A 19,453-nucleotide genomic window follows, 5' to 3' on the forward strand; every position below is an offset into this window, starting at 1 on the left:
GGGGGGGGGGGGGGGGGGGGGGGGGGGGGGGGGGGGGGGGGGGGGGGGGGCGGGGGGGGGGAGGGGCGGGGGGGGGGGGGGGGGGGGGGTGCGCGGGTCCCTGGAATCCGCCAGGGCCGGCGCGGCGCTGACAAGAGCAGCCGCCAATTCATTTAACATCCGCACTGGTGAAGGGGGCATTGCAACGGGAGATTCATTCATATCAGATCCGGTCAGAGTCAGAGAAATACAGAATCGCCATTCAGATGTTCTGGCAGTAGAAATGGAAGCAGCTGCGATAGCACAAGTATGTTACCAATATGCTACACCATTTGTTATTATACGTGCACTTTCTGATATTGCTGGAAAAGAATCCTCTGTTTCTTTCGACGCCTTTTTAAAAACTGCAGCCACAAATGCTGCTAATATCATCATAAAGTTTATACAATCAACCTAAAATTTTGCTATAAAGAGTAATAAACATAGACAAAATTGTTTATTCCAATAATTACCTTCCTATGAATTATGTATTTTATGTTAGGATAATGATAGAAATAGGAGGTAATATTAATGGATAATAAACAGAGATTGAAATATAAATATATAGATTACCAACGTTTTATAGGTGTGTTATTAATCTTATCTATGTATTTATTTTTAGGTGCTATCATTAATACGTATTTGAGACCTTCTGAAGATGGTATTGTTCTTATTGGTTTAACACTCGTTTCATTGGGTGCTGGATTTTGGCTGGCATACCAACAACGTCAAATAAAAAGAAAGCTAGATGAACGCTAATGCAATAAATGCTTAGCGTTTTTTTGCACTATGGAAAAGTGTAGCATTTCAGGGTTTTAAGCTTTAGTCATAAAAATATACGAAGCTAAGTTAGTGCACAGTACAGTGTTTATTAGAAAACATTGTAAAATATTTGTGCCAAGTGTTTTTACAAATTATAGTAGAGAACTTTTCGGTTATTTCGTTATGTACAAGAAACTAATTTTATATTGCTTATACAAAAACAAAGAAGGATAATAGCAACCCTCCTTTGTTTATCAACGTTATCTTATTTCGTACATATAAATGTTATTTCATTCCATTTTCCTTTAAAAATTTTTCATTTTCTTGCGCTTTTTTGGTAACATTATTATTTTTCCACCAAGCATATATGGCCATTATTGTAGTAGCTATTGTAGAAACAATTTCATAAATTTCATCTTCGTTTAAGGGTAGGGGCTGATAGCCAAAGGTGATTAAAGCTTGGTTAAGCAATAAAATACTTAGTGCAACAAGCCTTACAATAGCAGTTTTCATGTTATCACACTCCTTACTTAAATATATTCCAAAAATTCTAATTTATTCGTAAAATACATTTGAAAAAGAAAAATATTTTCTTTTTATAAACAAAACGTGTATCTGAAATCAATTTTTAGTCAGTCGAATAGCAAATTTGGCATCACAAGCGATTTTTTATTAAAAAATAATAATAGAGTAAAAAAGTATTAAAGCAGGAAACAGTAGTTAATTGTTATTGACATACCTTTTTTATCCATGTAAAGAGATTAATTTAACCTTTACCGCATTATCCATGAAACATTTTAGCGGTGTTTTGAGTTTTTTGATATTTCTCAAAGCATCATTGGACACGCTTTATTCTCTAAATCCATAATTTTTTCCCTATACATTTGTGCTATGCCTTCTTTTTATTGAGAATGAGATTTCAATTACACTAGGAGACATCAATCAATGCAAACAAGTGTTAAAAAGAGCGAATAATGAATATATCTGAATTATTAACTTGTATTTCTTGAATAAATATTCGCAACACCCTCTGTGTTTTTTCGTATGTAACTGACTTCCTTTCACTTGCATGTAATACTTTATTGCTTCTTCCAATACAAAAGTTGCTAGGTTTCCCACTTAGCGGTCATTTTGGACTGGCTAGCAATGTTCTGTTGCATGGTTCGTTTCTAAAGAGATACCAAATCATGACCATATGGTCTTGCATTATCCATAGAATTGTAAACCAGACTCCCTATGTAGCAAACGCTCGCGTGTTCAGTCTTAGTTTTTTAAGATTGCTGTATTCATACTCTATGATACAATTTTTAAGCAGGCGTAGGAACTGGAAATACACTCACACAAAAAAAGAAAGCTAAACTTTTAAAATTAGCTTTCTTTTCTATCCCTTTTACCTCTATGTTCTTTTCTGTAGTATTCATGAAATACTTTCATCAAAGCTCGTTTTTCAATTCGAGAAACGTAACTTCTAGATATGTTTAATTTTCTGGCAATTTCTCGTTGTGTTAGTTCTTTTTCATCGTTTAATCCATACCGATAAACAATTACTTCTCGTTCTCGTTTATCTAAAATCGCAAAATAATCTTCCATTTTTTCAATTTCCATATTTAATTGAATAAATTCGATGATATTTTGATTCTCAGCTTCTAAGATATCAATAAGGCTAATTTCATTTCCTTCTTTATCTTGACCAATTGGATCATGCAGCGAAACATCTTTCTTTATTTTCTTCAATGCTCGTAAGTGCATTAATATTTCATTTTCAATACACCGGGCTGCATAAGTAGCAAGTTTTGTACCTTTTCCAGGCGAATAACTTTCCACCCCTTTAATCAAACCAATGGTTCCAATAGAAATAAGGTCTTCAGCATCTTCTCCCGTATTTTCAAATTTTTTTACAATATGTGCTACGAGCCGAAGATTATGTTCAATGAGTTTGTTTCGCGCTGTTTCACTTCCGTCCTGCATTTGCTGAATGTATTTTTTTTCTTCATCAGGTGGTAGAGGTTGGGGAAAAGCATGGTTTTTAACATAAGAGACAAAGAACATCGCTTCTTTAATAAGTAAAGCGAGCGCACTTAAAATGCCGGACAAATATATCCTCCTCCTTGGTGTACATACTCAGTAGTCATTAGCCCATATGTTTATACTATGAAGCTTAGAGAAATAAAGTGTCTGTCCTAAATAAGGTTTTATTATGTTCGTTTCATATTTTATTCTGTATAGTTTTTACAATTTAAATTGTTGTAAGATCCTCGCTTCAAGACTTACATGATGTAAACTGACAAGTCAAAGTAGGGATAATACATAGACTCATTAAAAAATACTAGGGCTATTCATGATTAAGAAAATGGACACGGGTTGAAGGTCTGATCACTAAAGCAAATTCTTAATGCGTTTTACCGTATTGTATGTATACATAGATATTTATAGGTATTTGTCCAAGCAATTACGACATATATTCTTTTAAATGGACGGGCAAAACAGTAGAGGTTGTATTGTATAATATTTAGACGTTACAGGTAAAGAAGAAAGAGAATAGTAATCATTTTAGAGTAAAAATACAAAGTAATATTGAAATAAAATTTTATAAATAAATAACAAAAATCAACATATTTTTTCAAAGTGTGTTATAATAATAGCAGAAGAAGGGTGTGAATCATATGTTAGAAAAACTAAAGACAGAAACAAGAAATGAATACACTTACAATCTTGATTCGATGCAATTTAAAGACGGTTTAGCGCTTATGAATAAAGAAGATAAACAGGTTGCAAATGTTATAGATACGCAACTTTAATAATAGAACGAGCTGTTCAACTTGTAATTACATCTTTTCAAAAAGGTGGAAGGAGCGCAAGATGACGAAGAGCAAGGTGAAAAAGATTTACAAAGGAGAAACCTCACACAGGCAGACGCGGTGATAGGGGTTGCAGCTAGTGGGAGAACGCCTTATGTTATAGGGGCTTTTAGCATATGAAAATAAAATAAACGCAAAAAAGGTTCGTATTTCTTGTAATAAGGGGGCGGTAATGAGTAAACATGCAGATGTAGCAATTGAATTAGAAACAGGTCAGGAGGTAATTATTGAAGCCACCTGCTTAAAAGTTGGAAGAGCGCTTTGATCTCTACAGCTTCAATGATAGGTATTGGTAAAGTATATTAAAATGTAATGTTGATTTATAAGCCGCCAACGAGAAATTAGTAGTTAGATCAATATGCATCATGATGGATGCTATAGGAGTAGATCACAAAGAAGCAAAAGATTATTTACGTAAGTCCAAAATTAATTTCAAGATTGTTATCATAATAATATTACTACAACGCTCCTATGACAAAGCAAAAGAGAATGTTCTCCAAGCGGGCGTTTTTGTACAAAAAGCGTTAATGAAAGGGGAGAAGAGATAATGAAAAAGGAAGAAAAACTGACGCAGGATATTTTACAGTTTATTGGTGGAAAAGAAAACATAAAACAAGTTAGCCATTGTATGACAAGACTAAGGCTTAAGCTTAAAGATGATGGAAAAGCTGACATCAGTGCTTTAAAAAATGTAAACGGTGTCATGGGGGTTGTTGTGGACGAAACATTACAGATTGTGATTGGACCAGGAACTGTTAATCGTGTTGCGGAGAAAGTAAGTGAAATAACTAAATTAGGCATTGGCGAGGAGCAAGGTCCAGATGATAAAAACTTGACGTTTGAAGAAAAAGCAGCATTACAAAAGCAGGAAATAAAGCAAAGAAATAAAACGCCTTTTAAAAATTTTCTACGTCGATTAGGTAATATTTTTATTCCATTAATTCCTGGGTTAGTTGCCTCAGGTATTATTAATGGCGGTGCTAACTTTGCAAAAAATGCGGGTGTTGATCCAGAAACGACATGGATGCAAATCTTGCTTGTTTTTGGAGGCGCTATTTTTACGTATTTAGCTGTATTAGTAGGATGGAATACCGCAAAAGAGTTTGGAGGCACACCTGTATTAGGTGCCATTGCTGGTATGATTTTATTTAATCCGATGCTTGCTGATATTACCATATATGGGGAAGCGTTAGTTCCTGGTAGGGGGGGCTTATTCGGAGTCATCTTTGCAGCTTGGTTAATGACATTTTTAGAAAAACGAGTTCGAAAAATTATTCCAGCAGCCGTAGATATTATTTTCACTCCTTTAATTACGGTTTTAATTGTTGGTTTTGCTTCTTTATATGTAGTTATGCCAGTTGCCGGTGTCTTATCTGATGGCATAACAGATGGATTAACATCCTTAATCGATATGGGGGGATTTATTGCTGGTGCAGTATTAGCAGGTTTTTTCCTTCCATTAGTAATGGTTGGATTGCACCATGGATTAACCCCCATTCATTTAGAGCTGATTAATACGTTCGATAATACGGCATTACTTACTATTTTAGCGATGGCCGGAGCAGGGCAAGTGGGAGCAGCAATGGCTATTTATGTGAAAACCAAAAATAAACGCTTACGAAATATTATTAAAGGTGGTCTACCAGTAGGATTTTTAGGAATTGGAGAACCTTTGCTTTATGGCGTGACATTGCCTTTAGGACGGCCGTTTTTAACCGCATGTATGGGAGCGGCAATTGGGGGCGGATTTCAAGCTGTCATGCAAACTGCAGCTAAAGGTATCGGTGTTTCAGGTTTGTCATTGATTCCACTTATTGATGATGGAAAGTATATATTATATTTCTTAGGTTTAGTAATTTCATATGCTGGAGGTTTTATTTTCACGTATTTGTTCGGCTTTAAAGAAGATATGGCTAAAGATATATAAAAAATGAAGTTACCTTGACTGTTACCAAGGGGCAAATTTATAAAAGCCCCTTGGTAAATAGCGGTAATAAAAAAGGGTGGTATTCATGCTAGGTATTTCTGTATATATTGGTGAACAAAGTGTGGAAGAACAGTCCACTTACATAAAGAAAATGAAGGAAAAAGGGTTTACGTCTATTTTTACCTCTCTGCATATACCAGAAGAGGACCCCGCTATGTATAAACACCAGTTACAAGCATTAGGAAAGATAGCAAAGCAATTAAATATGGAACTAATGGTTGATATTTCTCCAACTTCACTTATTGCTTTAGGGTTTGACTGGGAGACAGCTTCTGAGTTAGTAAATTGGGGACTAACTGGTCTGCGCCTTGATTATGGAATTGACGAGGATACGATTGTATACCTCTCAAAAGAGATGAAGGTCGCTCTTAATGCAAGTACACTAACGCCGCATGTTTTAGAAACATTAAAACAAAAAGGGCTGGATATTTCTATGGTTGAAGCATGGCATAATTTTTATCCACGCCCGGAAACTGGCATTGGCTGGGATGATTTTATTAAAAAGAATAAATGGTTAAAACAAGAAGGATTATCTATCATGGCGTTTATACCAGGTGATGAAAAGTTAAGAGGCCCCATTTTTGCAACATTACCAACGTTAGAAGCTCACAGATCGGTGTCTCCTTTTGCTGCATATTTAGAGCTTAGTCATAAGGGAATAGTTGATAAAATTTTGATTGGAGATAGAGGTGTTAGTGAACGTACGTTCGAACAGTTTTCTGGTTACCAAAAAAATGAAATCCTTCTTCATGTGACACCAAATCCAGCAATACCTCAATCAGATGTAGATTTAGTAAAAGGTACGCATACAAACCGCGTTGATCGCGCACGCGATTGTATTCGTTCTGTTGAGTCGAGACAATATGCATCGATAGGAGCTACGAAGATTGCCCCTGTTAACTGTGTAGAACGTCGTATAGGTTCAATAACAATTGATAATGAGCATTATCAAAGGTACCAGGGTGAAGTGCAAATAACTACGCGCGATTTGCCTAAAGATAGACGAGTAAATGTTATTGGAAGAGTAGTCCCCCAAGATAGGATGTTGTTAAAATGGATAGATGGTGGGCAAAGGTTTACCATTAAACTGGTTTCAAACGATTAGCAGTTAAAAAAGAAGGCTATCATAAAAAAGCAATGAGAATCCATGAAGGAATCCATTGCTTTTTTTACTATAGGCATTTAATATTTTTTGGTTTATAGTTTGAAAGAAAAACGACGGCTTTCTAATACATATTTCTTTTTTTATACTCTTTTACAGCTTCTTCATATGCATCTTTTTGGTTTTTTAAATATGGCTTTACTCCTGATGAGTGTGCAGCTCTTCCCATCATATGTGCACCTACGGGAGCTGTTAACATGATAAATACGATTGCTAATAGCAACTTACCACTAACAATAGAATGCTCTAAATATAAATACGTAAAAGCTCCAATAAGAATAAAAGCGATTCCTAATGTAGATGCTTTTGTTGCTGCGTGTAATTTTGTATAAACATCAGGAAAGCGAACGACGCCAATCGATGCAGATAGGATAAAAAAGGTGCCCGCTAAAATGAATAAAGCAACGATAAGGTTTAAGATAATATTAATCCACGTCTCTATCAATGATAACACCCTTTTCTAGGTATTTTGCAATGGCAAGCGTTGAAAGGAATGCAAGGATTCCAATGAGCAAAATGACGTCATTTAACTTTGTTGTTATCAAGTAGATTGACATTAAGCCCGCTAGCCCCATTAAGTTAATACCAATGGCATCTAATGCAACCGCTCGATCAGGTAGTGTAGGGCCAGATATAACACGATATAAAAGAAGAGCTAATGATAGTGATATACCAATAAACGAGATCACGATTGCTACTTGTAATATATTGTCTGTCGTTGTTAATATATTCGTCATCTTGTCACCTCCATGATTGCTTTTTCAAATGTGTTCTTTATGGAATCGATAGCCTCATTGTTATCATGAATATCCATTCCATGAATAAACAATTTTGTATTATCACGCGATACAGCAACGGATAATGTACCTGGAGTGAGAGAAATTAAATTCGCCAACAAGGTAATTTCCCAATTACTTTTCAACTCTGTTGGTAGCTCGAATATTGCTGGTTCAAAATTTGGTTTCGGTGAATAAACAAGTTTTACAATTTCAATGTTTGAAGAGAGTAACTCTTTTATAAACAGGAAGATCAAGCTAACGATCTTTACCACTCTTCGAAAATAGAACGTGTCTGGTATAAAGCGACGTAAAAGAAACAAGAGTAAAATCCCTAATAGATATCCAGCAATAAAGCTTGGAACAGAATAAGATTCACTTAAGAACATCCACATAAAGGCGATAATTAAATTAATTACTATTTGAAAAGCCATTATTCATTACTCCTTTAGCACAGAATCAATATAAATTTCCGGATCAAGTAAATAAGCAGCTATTGACTCAATACTCGGATAAAACAATTCTGCTCCAACTCCTAGCAATACAGATATCGTTAATAAAGCGACAACGGGAGCCATTAAGCCGTTAATAGGCTTCTTTACAATAGTACCCATTGTTTCTTTATCTCCCCAAAATCCGTTAATAAATATTTTTACAACGGAATAAAGGATGAGCAGACTCGTTAGCAAACCGACAATAACGATAGCGATTTCTCCTTCTTCAAAGGCACCCTTCAGTAATAACAATTTGCCGATAAACCCGCTAAAAGGTGGGAGACCTGCTAATACGGCAGCAGATAAAAACAATAGCCAACCTAAAGAAGGATAGTAATGAATAAGCCCGCCCATTTTGCGTAAATCGGATGTTCCAGCTACATAGGCTATGATACCTACTAGTAAAAATAGTGCAGTTTTAATGATCATATCGTTAATAAGATAGTATATGGAGCCACTAATTCCAGATTCGTTCAAAACCCCAATTCCTAGAAGGATAAATCCAATGGCAGGAATAATGTTATAAGCGATAATCAATTTAATATTTGAAGTCGACAATGCACCAATGATGCCAAAAATCATCGATAGACCAGCTATCCAAATAAACATTTCATGGGTTAAATCTGTTTGATAAACAAAAATAAGTGAAAATACTCGTAAGATAGAGTAAACCCCAACTTTTGTTAGCAACGCGCCGAATAAAGCCGATATAACAGGATTCGGTACGATGTATGACTTTGGTAGCCAGTAATAAAGTGGGAATAACGCTGCTTTCGTAGCAAAAACAAAAAACAGTAATATCCCAATCGTTGTAATGATTCCTTGCTGTTCCACTTCTTGTACGCGTTCGGCAATTTGTGCCATATTCACTGTTCCAACAACGGCATATAAAAGTGCAACAGTGGTAACAAATAACATCGATGAAAATAAGTTAATTAACAGGTATTTCAGCGATTCTCGTAATTGAACTTTTCCGCCTCCTAATACAATTAAACCGTAAGAAGCCATTAATAACACTTCAAAGAATACAAATAGGTTAAATAAATCACCCGTTATAAATGCCCCAGACACACCAGTAATGAGAAAAAAGAAAAATGGATAGAAATAAAATTGTTCTCTTTTTTCCAAACCAGCATAGGGAGCGTAGAATGCACAGGCAGTACTAATTACATTCGTTGTTAAAACTAATATGGCAGCTAAGCCATCCATGACTAAAACAATTCCATAAGGAGCCATCCAGTCTCCTGTTTGCAATATAATTGTGCCATGTTCAAGTACGTACCAAGTAATATAGCCAGCTGTTGCTAAACTAATGATTGAAAACAGCTTCGTTAGTGCTCTTGATATGCGAACATTTTTATTGAAAAAGATAAGAACGATAGCTGCTATCATTGGGATGATAATTGGTAGTATTACTAAATTACTCATTTTCGTTACCCCTTAATTCTTCCATATTGTCCGTACCGTTTTCTTGAGTCGATCTATAAGCTAACACTAAAAGTAAACTGGTTACACCAAAGCTAATCACAATAGACGTTAGGATTAAAGCCTGAGGTAGCGGATCGGTATAATTTTCGATCCCATCTGTCAAAATAGGAGGCTGACCAGTTTTTAATTTCCCCATTGTAAAAATAAGGATGTGGGCTCCGTGGGATAGTAATGCTGTACCTATAACGATGCGAAGCAATTGCTTTTGCAACATATTATAGATGGCAGTTGCAAACAAAACTCCTGCTAATATAGATGTAATAATCTCCATGGTTATTCTGCCTCCTTATTCTTTTTATATTTAATAAGGCCGACGATGGCTAATGCAGCGATACCTAACACAGCGATTTCGAATAAGGTATCTAACCCACGAAAATCAACCAAAATTACGTTAACAATATTATATCCGCCGCCCAATGGTTTTGAGTTCTCTACAAAGTAATTAGCTATCGATTCGAACCACCTACTACTATGACTAGATATTGCCACTAAGGTAATCAACGTTCCAAACCCGATAGAAATGATTGCATTCATCAGTTTTGTTCTTGGTGTGTCAGATGATTTGCGCAACTTCGGTAAATGGTAAAAGCAAAGTAAAAAGAGTGCCACAGTAATTGTTTCAATAACTAATTGCGTTAGAGCAATATCTGGTGCGCGATAAATAACAAATAGAATAGCCACACCGAAACCAACCACTCCGACTACTAAGATGGCAGCTACATTATGATTCATATAAATAGTAGCGATTGCTGCAATAATCATAATTCCTACAACTGCAACCTCGATAAATGAAATATCAGCTAACTCGTTCGTGCTAAATGCAAAACCGTCTGTTAAAAACATAAATAGAAACGAAACAATAAGCATTGTGCCAAGAATTAAAGACATATATGTTCTTAATGAACCAGTCATGTAGTAATTCGTAATGCGATTAGAAACTTGACCAATTCGATTTAAAATAGCGTCATATACGTGGTTAAAGCTTACTTTACCAGGCAAGACTTGATAAACTCCTCGCCATTTTTTTCGAGTCAAAAATAACACTGTACCTAATCCAACCACTGCTAATGACATTTTAAAAGGTGGAATAAACCCATGCCAAAATGTAACGTCTTTATAGGTTACAGAACTGTTGATCGCAGTCGCTGCATGCTGTAAAAAGGATGAGTTAACCATATTTGGAAACAAACCAATTGTAATGACGCCAACTACAAGAATGATCGGTGATATAAGCATGCCGATAGATGCTTCGTGTGGTTTCTTTGGTAGTTTATCCAAATGTTTTTTACCAGTAAATGTCCCGAAGAACAGATACATGGAATAGACAAATGTAAAAATACTACCTAGAACTGCTAAAAATGGGATGGTTTGACTCCAAAAGTCAGCACCTAAGCCTAGTGATGCATCAAAAAACAGTTCTTTACTATAATAGCCATTTAGAAATGGTAATGGAACTCCCGCCATAGAAAATGTTCCAAACATGGCTAATGTAGCAGTAATGGGCATTAAAGTAGCCAGTCCGCCAAGTTTTCGAATATCTCGAGTTCCAGTTTCATGATCAACAATCCCAGCTACCATAAATAGACTACCTTTGAATGTCGCATGATTTAATATATGGAAAACAGCTGCAAAAACGGCTGCTTTTGTGCCAAAACCTAGCATAGCCATGATCATTCCAAGCTGACTAATGGTAGAGAAAGCTAAAATAGCCTTTAAGTCTGTTTGTCTTACAGACATATAAGCGCCCCAACACAATGTTGCAATTCCAAATACACTTACAATAATAAAAAATGCTTCATATCCAGAGAAAATCGGCGAAAAACGAGCTACAAGAAAAAGCCCCGCTTTTACCATGGTGGCTGAATGTAAATAAGCACTAACAGGTGTTGGTGCTTCCATTGCGTCAGGTAGCCAAATGTGAAATGGGAATTGGGCAGATTTTGTAAATGCACCTAATAGTAATAAGCCGAGAATGAGTGGCAAATAATTGCTATCTAAAATAAAATCTACTTGGGTAATCATTTGTTGTATGCTTGTTGTACCTGTAACGACGTACAGCAGAATAAAGCCACCAAGCATACTTAACCCGCCAAATACAGTTATGAGCATGGATTTTAATGCACCATAGCGAGAACGCTCTTTAAAATGCCAGTACCCAATTAATAAGAACGAAGAAATCGATGTTAATTCCCAAAACGTATAAAGCACAAATATATTATCCGATAGCACTACGCCAAGCATTGCGCTCATAAACATGAGCAAATACACATAAAAATGCCCAAGGCGTTCTGACTTGTCAAGATAATAGATGGAGTAAAGGACGACTAATGAACCAATTCCGCTAATTAATAGCACGAATAATAAACTTAGACCATCTAAATATAAATCAAAGTTAATGCCTAAAGATGGAATCCAGTTATAATGTTCCATGATTGGAGTAAAGTCGTTACCTATAAAAGTAACGAAGTATAGAAAAATCAAAAAAGGTATAAAAAAAACGAAGATCCCTGTATGTATTTTTTCTTTTAATTTACTTAATGCAGGAATAAAGCATGCAATAAGCAGTGGAATAAGAACTGCAAATATCATTTGACCGGAATTCCTCCTTCACCAACTAAAACGGTTTTCTATTATGTTTTTCATTACTTGATATGACAAAAGGGCTAAACCACCTATACCTATAAGTGGTACATGTAAATATCCTTCTCCATAGTCGGATATTTAATCATTTGTTGTTATTTTTATACTAAATGGGTCTCTTTATTTATTTCACATATAAGGAACTGTTAGAATCCCACTTCAAGAGTTGGAGAATCGATAATGCCAAAAAGAGTGGTTAGCAACGATATGCTTGGTAAGTTTAGCAAACAAACAGCCAAGATGAAAGAAAGCCCACCTGATGATTCCTTTATAACGAATGAGCGTTGTGGTACAACTTTCAAATGGGGAAAAATTCTTTTTTATGTGCAACAAATGGTTTAGCCAAACAAAATGGTATTTGTGCGAGTTTGTATACCATTGTATATCAAGCTTCATCCAAGAAATATTTTAACACAATAAAGGGTTGATAAAAATAAAAAACCCTTAGAAATCATAAATTCTTCAAGGGTTTTCGAGTTTCTTCATATTTAATATAGTGGGTAAATTCATTAACCTGATTTTGTATCTTTTATTTTATGTGACAAATGTCTTCTATGAATCTCTTCTTCAATTAGCAAGAGAAAATCAGGGCTTAAATTTAAATCATTTGCTGTAATATATGATTCGAGTAATAATTCATCCGACAAATGTTCCATAAATACAGCCCCCTTAGAAGTGGAAATCTTCTGTAATAAAGTTACTAATAATTTATCATGAACCTAGCAGCCGGACAAGGTGCTAGTTATCTACAATGGTCTGTAGATAACTTGTGTATAAATGGTAGAAAAGTGTAATAAATGCAGTTAAATCAACTCGAAAATTGTTAATAAAGTTATCCACAATGCAGAAAATGAAAGTATTTGTCGAACGATTTATGTATGTAAAGTAGGTATTTATGCATAGTCTCTAATCACCAAAACCTATTTTGCTGAAATTTGTTAGTATACACTTTGTTAAGATGTCGAAAATCAATGCATAAGCAAAATTGTTAAAAATAAGTGACTAAGGAAAAACAGAGATCTTGTGAAAACAAGTTTAAAAAGAGAAAAATGTGATGTCTAAGATATAAGGATACCCTTGGAAAAGAACAATATTTTTAAACTATCTCTTTATACAACGTTTATGAAACAAATCAATTGCTTTTTCTAAATTTTTGCTTGGAAAATAAAATTTCTTTATTATTGTAGCGAGTTGTTATAGGATTAGGGTATAATTGTTTTTTTGTATGTATGTATGTAGGAATGAGTGATTTGCTTGTTGGTCTAGGAAAACGAGCATTTTAAAACAAGCATTATATTGCAGAATATATGATGAAATGGCTATTCATCTGTTTTATATGTATTCCTATGGATCAACTGACTGTAATGAGGTGTGAAAGTGTGTTAAAAAAGTTTTTACCGAATGAGCATGTGAAAAGTATATTTGAGATTCATCCTGAATCATTGAAGGAAAAAGGGATAAAAGGTATTATTACTGATTTAGATAATACTTTGGTTGCTTGGGACGTTAAGGAAGCTACTTCTGAAGTGGTAGAATGGTTTAAGTTAATGAAAGAGCATGGCATTAGCGTAACCATAATTTCCAACAATAATCGAGAGCGAGTGAGTGTGTTTTCTGAGCCGCTCGATACCCCTTTTGTATTCAGTGCTCGCAAACCATTAAGCAAGGCGTTTAAAACAACAGCTAAAAAAATGAATTTAAAGGAAGAAGAAATTGCCGTTATCGGGGATCAGGTTTTAACGGATGTACTCGGAGGAAATATGGCTGGTTTTTATACAATTTTAGTCGTCCCCATTGTGCAATCAGACGGAAAGATAACAAGAATTAATCGTAAAATAGAGCGCCGTATTCTTGCATATATGCGAAAAAAGGGGAAAATAAGCTGGGAGGAATAAGCAACGATGGAAACAATATATTGTCAAGGTTGTGGTATACGCATTCAAACAACAGAAAAGAACCAACCAGGGTACACTCCTGCCTCATCCTTGATAAAGGAAAATATTCTATGTCAAAGGTGCTTTCGTTTAAAGCACTATAATGAAATTCAAGATGTTGCAATTACCGATGCTGATTTTTTTAAAATGGTAAGTTCTATTAGGGATACATCTGGGTTAGTAGTACATGTGGTCGATATCTTTGATGTTGCTGGAAGTTTAATTAAAGCTTTACCGAGAATAGTTGGAAATAAATCCATTTTGTTAGTAGGTAATAAAATCGATTTGCTTCCTAAATCAGTTAATACAAGGAAGTTACTACAGTGGTTACGCGCGCAAGCTAAACAAGTGGGGGTAAATGTAGCCGATGCTTGTTTAATCTCCTCAGCAAAAGGGCACGGGATAAGTGAACTTGCAGAGACAATGGAGCAATATAGAAATGGTGATAACGTTTATATTGTGGGCACAACAAATGTTGGAAAGTCAACGTTTATTAACCGATTAATTAAAGAATCGACAGGCTATCGTGACGTGATTACTACTTCTTATTTTCCAGGAACGACATTGGGTTTTATTGAAATTCCTTTAGATAACCATTCAGCTCTCATCGATACACCAGGTATTGTAAATAAAGAGCAAATAGCTCATTATATTTCTGGTAAAGACTTAAAGCTGATTACACCAAACAAAGAGATAAAACCTAGAGTTTACCAATTAAATGATGGACAAACTTTGTTTTTTGGCGGATTAGCTCGATTAGATTTTATAAAAGGAGACAAACAGTCCTTTGTCTGTTATTTTTCTAATCAAGTTTCGATACATCGTACAAAATTAGAAAAAGCAGATGAACTATTTGAAAATCATCTCGGTGAACTATTGACGCCTCCATCCATGGAGTCCATCGATCAAATACCACCTATGATTTCGGACACATTTCGAATAGATCCGGGAAAGTATGATATTGTTTTTCCTGGTTTAGGCTGGGTCAGCATCTTAGGTGATGGTGCTACAGTAACTGCGCATCGACCAAAAGGTGTTGCTGTTTCTATTAGGCAATCATTCAACTAGGGGGGGATAGGTTGTGGCATACATGTTTGGGTTAATTGGTTATCCTATTAAACACTCGCAATCGCCATGGATTCATGAGCAATTTATGAAAACAACGGGAGTGGAAGGGGATTACTGTATCTATGAAGTAACTCCAGAAGATTCTTTTGAGGCATTTATGGGACAGCTTCAATCGTCTAGTGTAGACGGTTTTAATATAACAGTACCATACAAGGAGAAAATTATCTCTTATTTAGATGATATTGATCCTGTAGCTTTAAAAATTGGAGCAGTCAATACGGTGGTGAATAGGAATGGTAAGTGGATTGGTTATAATACGGACGGCAAGGGGTATGTTCGTTCTTTAAATTCCAAGTTTCCTAACTTATTGCAAAAAGCCACTAAACGAGCGCTTATTCTTGGTGCTGGTGGTGCTGCTAAAGGGATTTTTGCAGCGCTTGAAGAGGTGGGTTTTAAAAGAATAGATATAGCTAATCGAACGAAAGAAAAAGCGGTAATGATTTGTGGGCGACACAAACATCAGTCACAAGCATATTCCTTTGAGGATGTGGAACAGCGTTTGCATGACTATGATATTGTCATTCAAACAACTTCTGTAGGAATGAAACCGCATGTTGATCAATCTGTTTTATCAGATGATACAAACTTTTCGCCTGTACCAATTTACAGTGATATCGTATATCAACCGATCAGAACGAATTTTTTACAGAAAGCAGAACAAAGTGGTGCACAAATTCACTATGGACACACAATGCTTCTCTACCAAGCGCAATATGCTTTTGAATTATGGACAGGTCGAAAACCAAATATAGGGCAAATGGATGAAGAATTAAAACAGATTTTGAAAGGAAGATAACATGCTAACTGGAAAACAGAAACGATTCTTACGAGCAAGAGCAAATCAAATAAAACCTATTTTTCAGGTTGGTAAGACAGGCGTAAATGAAAATATGGTTACACAAATTACAGATGCTTTAGAAAAAAGGGAACTATTGAAAGTAAGTATTTTACAAAACTGTTTAGAGGACAAAACAGTTGTTTCTGAACAATTAGCGGAAGGAACAGGTGCTGAGGTTGTGCAAATTATTGGAAATAATATTGTCCTTTATAAAGAGTCAACAGAAAACAAGCACATTGTATTACCATAAAGGATGAGATTATGAAACGCATAGGATTATTAGGAGGTACATTTGATCCACCTCATATTGGTCATTTAATCATTGCAGAAGAGGTGCGCCTCGCTTTAGATTTAGAGGAGGTTTGGTTTATCCCTTCTTATACGCCACCTCATAAAAGCAATGTAAAAACGAAGCCAGAACATCGACTGAAAATGATTAGACTTGCTATACAAGGCAATCCTTATTTTAAAGTGGATACAATTGAGTTAGACCGGACTGGGAAATCTTATACCATTGATACGATAAAAGAGCTAAGAAAACGCCACTCTGATAAGAAATTTTATTTTATTATTGGTGGAGATATGGTTGAATATTTACCTAATTGGTATCAAATAGAGGAATTAAAAAATCTGGTAACTTTTGTTGGAGTTAAACGCTCTAATTTTTCAACCGAAAGTGCGTTTCCTGTTTTTATCGTAGATATTCCTTTAATAGAAATTTCTTCAACTGTTCTACGTAAAAGGTGTTTAGAAGGAACTTCCGTACAATATTGGTTGCCACATTCTGTTCATCAGTATATAAAGGAGCATCATTTATATGGACATTGAATTAGCGAAAGAGAAAGTAAAACCCCACTTAACAAAAGAACGATATGAACATTCCTTACGAGTTGCTGAAACAGCTAAAATGTTAGCGGATCGATCTGGTGAAGATGTACGTAAGTTGGAGTTAGCAGGTGTATTGCATGATTATGCAAAGTACCGCCCTCAAGAAGAATTAGCACGCTGGATTAAGTCATCTACATTACCGAAAGATTTGCTTGCATTTCATCATGAGCTTTGGCATGGACCAGTTGGTGCACTTTTAATTGAAAAAGAGCTTGGCATAAAGGATAAAGTAATACAAGGAGCCATAAGGTATCATACTACTGGAGCGGCAAATATGAACAAGTTTGAAATGATTATTTTTTTAGCGGATTACATAGAACCAGGAAGAAGCTTTCCAGGAGTGAATGAAGTGAGGAAAGTAGCAGAAAATAATCTACAACAAGCATGCTGGATGGCCTTATCCAATACAATTCATTTTCTAGTTGGAAAAGGAGCTACAGTATATCCAGATACATTTTATGCGTATAATTACTTAACGAGATTGGGTTATGGAGGTATTGTTTAATGCAAAATGAACGAGTTGTACAATTAGCAGCGCACGCATGTGACGATAAGCGAGCAGAAAATATTATAGCATTGGATATGAACGGTGTTTCTTTAATAGCAGATTATTTTTTAATCTGTCATGGGAATAACGAACGGCAAGTGCAAGCAATTGCGAGGGGAATTAAAGAAAAAATGGAAGAACATAATATCCCTGTTTACCGGCTGGAAGGATTTGAACAAGCTAGGTGGATTCTTGTAGATGTAGGTGACGTAGTTTGTCATGTTTTTCATAAAGATGAAAGAAGCTACTACAATTTGGAGCGCCTGTGGGGGGATGCTGTAACATATTCCATTGAAATGGATCAGGATGAATAGAGATGGTGTATGAAAGAATGGCTGACATCTATGACCTATTTATGGTAAACGCTCCATATGATAAATGGTTGCAATTGACAGAGCAACTCTTAGAGGGAAGAGAAATTCAATGTATAGCAGATGTAGGTTGCGGTACAGGGGAGATTACTCGGCGACTTGCGCAAGTTTATCCGCATGTAGTTGGGGTGGACTACGCAGTAGATATGTTGTCAAAGGCAGAAAGAAAGTGTAGAGATACGGGCACATCTATTCAATGGGTTTGTCAAGATGTAAGGTCACTAAACGGCATAACTGGTCTCGATGCCGTTGTTAGTTTTTGTGATGTAATTAACTATATAACAACTGAACAGGAGTTAGCACACACGTTTCAGAATATTTATGATGCGCTTAGTGAAAAAGGAGTTTTTTTATTTGATGTCCACGCATTATCGTTTGTCATGGAAAACTATATGAACGAAACGTTTGCTGATGTTACTGAAGAAGCTAGTTATATCTGGTTTTGTTTAGCGGGGGAACACATTGGTGAGATGTATCATGAGCTAACTTTTTTTTCAAAAAACGAAAAGGGTACTTACTCCCGATTTGATGAAGTTCATCATCAACGTACTTTTTCTGTAGATTTTTATAAAAAATTATTACAGCAAAAAGGCTTCCAAAATATAAAAGTGTATGGGGATTTTTCTATAAAAGCTAATAGTGTTGATGAAAACACAGCTCGAATTTTCTTTTTTGCTGAGAAGAGTAAATGAAAATGCTTTTTTTAAGCAAAGAGGAGTTTTTATAGCTGCTGTGGAAGTAAATTATACAGCAGCTATTTGCTCTAGTTTTTTATAAAAAATTGCTTATTGCCAAATCTCTATAGCGAAAAAAGCCATGGTTTAGCTTATGCTAAAAAACGCTGAGATTTTATGCTTAAGTGCAAGAAAAAGGAGTGATTCCCCTTGTACACAAATAAAGTAAAACGTATTCTTTTTATCATTGCTATTCCTATAGCAATCATTGTGGTTCTCCTAATAACGAGTGGCGAAAAAGATGAGGATGAAGCGGAAAGGAAGGTTGATGTGAATGATCAACCAATAGATCCTAGTCTCGCTTCATCTACGGAGCAAGAGAAAGGTGTTACTTCTTCCATATATGTTGATATTAAGGGAGAAGTAAAGAACCCGGGAGTTTATGAGATGGATGCGGAAGAACGTGTCATTGATGCTATTGAAACTGCAGGCGGATTTACAAACAATGCAAATGAGTCTCTTGTGAATTTAGCCCAAAAAGTTCATGATGAAATGGTTATTGATGTATTGCCCGTTGGCGACAATGGAACACCAGCTTTAACAAATAGGCAACATACGGATACTTCTAAAATTAGAATTAATCAAGCTACTGTTGAGGAGATTGAAGCCTTAAATGGAATTGGGCCAGCAAAAGCAGAAGCAATTGTGCAATACCGAGACGAAAATGGTCATTTTCAACAAATTGAAGATTTATTAGAAGTTTCTGGGATTGGCGAGAAAACATTAGAGTCACTTGAAGATGATATTCAAGTACCATAGCAACTATGAAAATAATCCTATGCTAAATTAGCATTTAGTAGAAATTTATTAAAACAGAAAATAAAGGGG

The 19,453-nt window shown here is 35.5% G+C and carries 26 protein-coding genes; 17 read left to right on the forward strand and 9 right to left on the reverse strand.

All coding sequences use genetic code 11. The annotated features are described in order from the left end of the window. The first annotated feature begins 88 nt into the window (after positions 1-88). Together mtnN and HLX49_RS08935 are read left to right on the forward strand one after the other, a co-directional pair. Positions 89-436 carry a 5'-methylthioadenosine/S-adenosylhomocysteine nucleosidase gene (gene mtnN, locus HLX49_RS08930; protein WP_483372450.1) on the forward strand — a complete coding sequence of 116 codons (348 nt, stop codon included), beginning with the start codon at positions 89-91 and terminating at the stop codon, positions 434-436. A gap of 113 nt (positions 437-549) precedes the next feature. After that, the gene (locus HLX49_RS08935; protein WP_077703477.1) at positions 550-777 is read left to right on the forward strand and encodes a YrhC family protein; all 228 of its coding nucleotides are present in this window, start codon (positions 550-552) and stop codon (positions 775-777) included. A 288-nt stretch (positions 778-1,065) separates the two neighbouring features. On the opposite strand, the gene HLX49_RS08940 is transcribed toward HLX49_RS08935, so the two are convergent. After that, positions 1,066-1,293 carry a phage holin gene (locus HLX49_RS08940; protein ID WP_077703478.1) on the reverse strand — a complete coding sequence of 76 codons (228 nt, stop codon included), beginning with the start codon at positions 1,291-1,293 and terminating at the stop codon, positions 1,066-1,068. Positions 1,294-2,148: 855 nt separating this feature from the next. Beyond that, the gene (sigK, locus tag HLX49_RS08945) at positions 2,149-2,874 is read right to left on the reverse strand and encodes an RNA polymerase sporulation sigma factor SigK (RefSeq protein ID WP_296361368.1); all 726 of its coding nucleotides are present in this window, start codon (positions 2,872-2,874) and stop codon (positions 2,149-2,151) included. A gap of 569 nt (positions 2,875-3,443) precedes the next feature. On the opposite strand from sigK, the gene HLX49_RS08950 reads away from it, so the two are divergent. The 5 genes from HLX49_RS08950 (at position 3,444) to HLX49_RS08970 (ending at position 6,730) form a co-directional block, all read left to right on the forward strand. Beyond that, the gene (locus HLX49_RS08950) at positions 3,444-3,578 is read left to right on the forward strand and encodes a hypothetical protein (RefSeq protein WP_296361370.1); all 135 of its coding nucleotides are present in this window, start codon (positions 3,444-3,446) and stop codon (positions 3,576-3,578) included. 45 nt (positions 3,579-3,623) lie between these two features. Continuing rightward, positions 3,624-3,758: a hypothetical protein gene (locus HLX49_RS08955; protein ID WP_296361371.1), complete on the forward strand. Its 135-nt coding sequence runs from the start codon at positions 3,624-3,626 to the stop codon at positions 3,756-3,758. Positions 3,759-4,003: 245 nt separating this feature from the next. Then, positions 4,004-4,186, forward strand: a complete 183-nt coding sequence (locus HLX49_RS08960; protein ID WP_254843966.1) for a hypothetical protein — start codon at positions 4,004-4,006, stop codon at positions 4,184-4,186. Further along, positions 4,186-5,565 carry a PTS transporter subunit EIIC gene (locus tag HLX49_RS08965; RefSeq protein WP_077703480.1) on the forward strand — a complete coding sequence of 460 codons (1,380 nt, stop codon included), beginning with the start codon at positions 4,186-4,188 and terminating at the stop codon, positions 5,563-5,565. Before HLX49_RS08960 ends, HLX49_RS08965 begins: the two co-directional genes overlap by 1 nt. 85 nt (positions 5,566-5,650) lie before the next feature. Then, complete coding sequence (locus HLX49_RS08970; RefSeq protein ID WP_296361375.1) at positions 5,651-6,730, forward strand: DUF871 domain-containing protein; 1,080 nt, start codon at positions 5,651-5,653, stop codon at positions 6,728-6,730. A 121-nt stretch (positions 6,731-6,851) separates the two neighbouring features. On the opposite strand, the gene mnhG is transcribed toward HLX49_RS08970, so the two are convergent. Genes mnhG through HLX49_RS09000 form a run of 6 tightly spaced genes read right to left on the reverse strand, consistent with a single transcriptional unit; the run spans position 6,852 to position 12,134 of the window. Then, positions 6,852-7,232: a monovalent cation/H(+) antiporter subunit G gene (gene mnhG, locus HLX49_RS08975; RefSeq protein WP_077703482.1), complete on the reverse strand. Its 381-nt coding sequence runs from the start codon at positions 7,230-7,232 to the stop codon at positions 6,852-6,854. Next, positions 7,213-7,524, reverse strand: a complete 312-nt coding sequence (locus tag HLX49_RS08980) for a Na(+)/H(+) antiporter subunit F1 (protein WP_073004541.1) — start codon at positions 7,522-7,524, stop codon at positions 7,213-7,215. Before HLX49_RS08980 ends, mnhG begins: the two co-directional genes overlap by 20 nt. Then, positions 7,521-7,997: a Na+/H+ antiporter subunit E gene (locus HLX49_RS08985; protein WP_296361378.1), complete on the reverse strand. Its 477-nt coding sequence runs from the start codon at positions 7,995-7,997 to the stop codon at positions 7,521-7,523. Before HLX49_RS08985 ends, HLX49_RS08980 begins: the two co-directional genes overlap by 4 nt. A gap of 6 nt (positions 7,998-8,003) precedes the next feature. After that, on the reverse strand, positions 8,004-9,485 hold the full coding sequence (locus HLX49_RS08990; protein WP_101933848.1) for a Na+/H+ antiporter subunit D: 1,482 nt from the start codon (positions 9,483-9,485) through the stop codon (positions 8,004-8,006). Beyond that, the gene (locus HLX49_RS08995) at positions 9,478-9,816 is read right to left on the reverse strand and encodes a Na(+)/H(+) antiporter subunit C (RefSeq protein ID WP_073004536.1); all 339 of its coding nucleotides are present in this window, start codon (positions 9,814-9,816) and stop codon (positions 9,478-9,480) included. The genes HLX49_RS08990 and HLX49_RS08995 overlap by 8 nt, the downstream gene beginning before the upstream one ends. Before the next feature lie 2 nt (positions 9,817-9,818). Then, the gene (locus HLX49_RS09000) at positions 9,819-12,134 is read right to left on the reverse strand and encodes a Na+/H+ antiporter subunit A (protein ID WP_077703485.1); all 2,316 of its coding nucleotides are present in this window, start codon (positions 12,132-12,134) and stop codon (positions 9,819-9,821) included. 231 nt (positions 12,135-12,365) lie between these two features. Between HLX49_RS09000 and HLX49_RS09005 the strand changes: the two genes are divergently transcribed. Continuing rightward, on the forward strand, positions 12,366-12,527 hold the full coding sequence (locus HLX49_RS09005) for a hypothetical protein (protein ID WP_176087313.1): 162 nt from the start codon (positions 12,366-12,368) through the stop codon (positions 12,525-12,527). Between the two features lie 167 nt (positions 12,528-12,694). Here the strand turns inward: HLX49_RS09005 and sda are convergent, their stop codons facing one another. Then, positions 12,695-12,841, reverse strand: coding sequence for a sporulation histidine kinase inhibitor Sda (gene sda / locus HLX49_RS09010; protein WP_077703486.1), 147 nt, complete (start codon positions 12,839-12,841; stop codon positions 12,695-12,697). Between the two features lie 723 nt (positions 12,842-13,564). On the opposite strand from sda, the gene HLX49_RS09015 reads away from it, so the two are divergent. The 9 genes from HLX49_RS09015 to HLX49_RS09055 all read left to right on the forward strand — a co-directional run bounded on the left by HLX49_RS09015 (position 13,565) and on the right by HLX49_RS09055 (position 19,384). Further along, the gene (locus tag HLX49_RS09015; RefSeq protein WP_077703487.1) at positions 13,565-14,080 is read left to right on the forward strand and encodes a YqeG family HAD IIIA-type phosphatase; all 516 of its coding nucleotides are present in this window, start codon (positions 13,565-13,567) and stop codon (positions 14,078-14,080) included. Between the two features lie 6 nt (positions 14,081-14,086). Then, entirely contained in the window at positions 14,087-15,187 is a 1,101-nt protein-coding gene (gene yqeH, locus HLX49_RS09020) for a ribosome biogenesis GTPase YqeH (RefSeq protein ID WP_077703488.1), read from the forward strand. Between the two features lie 13 nt (positions 15,188-15,200). Next, positions 15,201-16,043 carry a shikimate dehydrogenase gene (aroE, locus tag HLX49_RS09025; RefSeq protein ID WP_414930278.1) on the forward strand — a complete coding sequence of 281 codons (843 nt, stop codon included), beginning with the start codon at positions 15,201-15,203 and terminating at the stop codon, positions 16,041-16,043. 1 nt (position 16,044) lies between these two features. Beyond that, on the forward strand, positions 16,045-16,335 hold the full coding sequence (yhbY, locus tag HLX49_RS09030; protein ID WP_077703489.1) for a ribosome assembly RNA-binding protein YhbY: 291 nt from the start codon (positions 16,045-16,047) through the stop codon (positions 16,333-16,335). An 11-nt stretch (positions 16,336-16,346) separates the two neighbouring features. After that, complete coding sequence (locus tag HLX49_RS09035; RefSeq protein ID WP_101933852.1) at positions 16,347-16,913, forward strand: nicotinate-nucleotide adenylyltransferase; 567 nt, start codon at positions 16,347-16,349, stop codon at positions 16,911-16,913. Beyond that, entirely contained in the window at positions 16,903-17,478 is a 576-nt protein-coding gene (yqeK, locus tag HLX49_RS09040; RefSeq protein ID WP_073004524.1) for a bis(5'-nucleosyl)-tetraphosphatase (symmetrical) YqeK, read from the forward strand. The genes HLX49_RS09035 and yqeK overlap by 11 nt, the downstream gene beginning before the upstream one ends. Continuing rightward, the gene (gene rsfS, locus HLX49_RS09045; RefSeq protein ID WP_077703491.1) at positions 17,478-17,834 is read left to right on the forward strand and encodes a ribosome silencing factor; all 357 of its coding nucleotides are present in this window, start codon (positions 17,478-17,480) and stop codon (positions 17,832-17,834) included. The genes yqeK and rsfS overlap by 1 nt, the downstream gene beginning before the upstream one ends. A 2-nt stretch (positions 17,835-17,836) precedes the next feature. Next, complete coding sequence (locus HLX49_RS09050) at positions 17,837-18,583, forward strand: class I SAM-dependent DNA methyltransferase (RefSeq protein ID WP_077703492.1); 747 nt, start codon at positions 17,837-17,839, stop codon at positions 18,581-18,583. A gap of 192 nt (positions 18,584-18,775) precedes the next feature. Beyond that, positions 18,776-19,384, forward strand: a complete 609-nt coding sequence (locus HLX49_RS09055) for a ComEA family DNA-binding protein (RefSeq protein ID WP_077703493.1) — start codon at positions 18,776-18,778, stop codon at positions 19,382-19,384. The last annotated feature ends 69 nt before the right edge of the window (positions 19,385-19,453 follow it).

Source organism: Virgibacillus sp., assembly GCF_013393565.1.
Lineage (GTDB): Bacteria > Bacillota > Bacilli > Bacillales > Amphibacillaceae > Virgibacillus > Virgibacillus dokdonensis.